The sequence below is a fragment of the Neptuniibacter pectenicola genome, from assembly GCF_001597735.1.
GTDB classification, from domain to species: Bacteria; Pseudomonadota; Gammaproteobacteria; order Pseudomonadales; family Balneatricaceae; genus Neptuniibacter; species Neptuniibacter pectenicola.
In genome coordinates this window covers 1-347 of the sequence record NZ_LUTS01000104.1, presented here as the reverse complement: position 1 = coordinate 347, position 347 = coordinate 1, and the positions used below count along the sequence as shown (strand labels likewise).

Annotated in this window: 1 protein-coding gene; it reads left to right on the top strand. The window is 58.2% G+C overall.

Annotation, left to right across the window (positions count from 1 at the left end; translation table 11 throughout):
* A partial coding sequence (locus A3773_RS19870) for a hypothetical protein (RefSeq protein WP_197462859.1) occupies positions 1-331 on the top strand: 331 nt, incomplete at its 5' end.
* Positions 332-347 lie beyond the last annotated feature (16 nt).

Sequence of the window (347 nt, the reverse complement as noted above, 5' to 3'; positions counted from 1 at the left end):
AAGAAAGAAGAAAAAGAAAAGGAGGAGGAGAAAGGGAAGGAAGAAGAAGGGGGAAGGGGAGAGAGAAGAAGAAGAGAAAGGGAGGAAGGGGGGGGGGAGGGAGAGAAGGGGAAAAGGAAGGGGGGGAAGGAGGGGGGAGGAGGGGAAAGGGGAGGGGAAGGGGAGGGGGGAGAAGGGGGGGAGGAGAGGGAAGGGGGGAGGGGAAGAGAAGGAGAGGAGGAGGGAAGAGGAGGAGAAGGAAAGAGGAAAAGGGAAAGAGAGAAGGGAGGGGAAAAAGAGGAAGGGGGGGAGGGAGGGGGAAAGGGGAGAGAAAAGGGGTGGAGATCAGTAGCTTGCGGTGCCAGTAA